A 2,318-nucleotide genomic window follows, 5' to 3' on the forward strand; every position below is an offset into this window, starting at 1 on the left:
GAAGATAATAATAACGATCACTTGCTTATAAATAAAAGAAGATAATAATAACGATCACTTGCTTATAAATAAAAATAGCCTTATCTTTGCGCCACAATTAATTAATTTTTTATTGCTTTAATATTATTCAAGAATGTATTTAAGTCCAGAGAAAAAAGCTGTAATCTTTAAAGAACACGGCAAAGTAGAAACCAATACTGGTTCTGCAGAAGGTCAAGTAGCGTTATTTACATACCGTATTGCGCACTTAACAGAACACTTAAAGAAAAATCGTAAAGATTTCTCTACTCAGTTGTCACTTCAAAAATTGGTAGGTAAACGCCGCGGTATTTTGGCTTACCTATACAAAAAAGATATTGAGCGCTATCGTGCTATCATCAAAGCTTTATCGCTTCGTGATATCATCAAACAAAAATAAGCGCAAGTTTATCAATAAAAGCCATTCTTTAGGGAATGGCTTTTTAATTCCCTGTTAATTTTTTTAACGGGTTTTATTATAGATAGGCTTTTTTAATCCTATCTTCGTTTGCAAAAACAAATACATATATAAACAACGGTGTGTAGAAAGAGGAAAACACACCATAATTCTATTTAAATGAATGTAATAAAAAAATCGTTCGATTTGGGCGATGGCAGAATTGTAGAAATTGAAACTGGTAAATTGGCTAAACAAGCTGATGGTTCGGTTGTAGTAAAAATGGGTGATACCATGTTGTTAGCAACTGTAGTATCAACCGTTGGTGCTAAACCAGGTACTGATTTTTTACCTTTATCGGTTGATTATCAGGAAAAATATGCGGCTACAGGTCGTATCCCAGGAGGCTTTTTACGTCGTGAGGCAAGATTATCCGATTACGAGGTGTTAATCTCTCGTTTGGTGGATAGAGCTTTACGCCCAATGTTCCCAAGCGATTATCACTCTGATACACAGGTGATGATTTCTTTAATCTCTGCTGATAAAGATATCATGCCAGATTGTTTGGCAGGTTTAGCAGCATCAGCTGCATTATCAGTATCTGATATTCCTTTCAACGGTCCAATTTCTGAAGTACGTGTGGCTAAAATTGATGGTAAATTGGTAATTAATCCATTAGCTAGCCAATTAGAGCGTGCAACTTTAGAGTTTATGGTAGCTGGTTCGGCTAACGATATAGGCATGGTTGAAGGTGAGTGTGATGAAATTCAGGAAGACGAAATGGTTGAGGCTTTAAAATTTGCACACGATGCAATTAAAGTTCAATGTGCTATTCAGGTTGAATTAACTGAGGCTACTGGCAAAACCGTTAAACGCGAATACAGCCACGAAGACCATGATGCTGATTTAAAAGCTAAGGTTTATGCTGATACTTACGATAAAGTTTATGCTGTTGCAAAAGCCGGTGGCAATAAAGACGTTCGTAAAGAAGGTTTCACTGCGATCATTAACGAATTCTTCGAGGCAATGCCTGAAGATACTGCAGATTTAACTAAAGCAATGGCTAAACATTATTATCATGATGTTCAGTACGATGCCATCAGAAACCTGTTGTTAGATGAAGGTATCCGTTTAGATGGTCGTAAGACTACAGAAATTCGTCCAATCTGGAGTGAAGTTGGTTATTTACCTGCTGCTCACGGTTCGGCAGTATTTACACGTGGCGAAACACAATCATTAACTTCAGTTACTTTAGGTAGTAAAGATGATGAGCAAATGATTGATGGTGCTTTCTTCAATGGTTACAATAAATTCTTATTACACTATAATTTCCCTGGTTTCTCAACCGGAGAGGTTAGACCAAACAGAGGTGCTGGCCGTCGCGAAATTGGTCACGGTGCATTAGCACAACGTTCATTGAAAAAAGTGTTGCCTCAAGGTGAAGCAAATCCTTATACCATCCGTATTGTTTCTGATATCTTAGAATCTAATGGTTCGTCATCAATGGCAACTGTTTGTGCGGGTACATTAGCATTAATGGATGCAGGTATTAAAATCAAATCTCCAGTTTCAGGTATCGCAATGGGTTTAATTACCGATGAGAAAACCGGTAAATATGCAATCCTTTCTGATATTTTAGGTGATGAAGATCACTTAGGTGATATGGACTTTAAAGTAACTGGTACTGAACACGGTATCGTTGCTTGTCAAATGGACTTAAAAATCAATGGTTTATCTTACGAAGTTCTAACAAAAGCTTTGTTACAGGCTAAAGAAGGTCGTTTACACATCTTAAACGAGATGAAGAAAACCATTAGCTCGCCTAACGAAGATTATAAACCACATGCACCACGTATTGTTTCTTTAACTATTGATAAAGAATTTATCGGTGCAATTATCGGCC

2 protein-coding genes are annotated in these 2,318 nt (G+C 36.8%); both read left to right on the forward strand.

Going from position 1 to position 2,318, the window contains the following annotated elements:
• Window positions 1-133 precede the first annotated feature (133 nt).
• Window positions 134-418 (forward strand): 30S ribosomal protein S15, encoded by a 285-nt coding sequence (rpsO, locus tag AC1DPQ_RS25265; protein WP_029275143.1) that lies wholly within the window; start codon window positions 134-136, stop codon window positions 416-418.
• 177 nt (window positions 419-595) lie between these two features.
• Window positions 596-2,318, forward strand: a 1,723-nt coding sequence (pnp, locus tag AC1DPQ_RS25270; protein ID WP_477611246.1) for a polyribonucleotide nucleotidyltransferase, incomplete at its 3' end; no start/stop codon positions are given.

The sequence above is a fragment of the Pedobacter sp. 01T416_2 genome, from assembly GCF_056398925.1.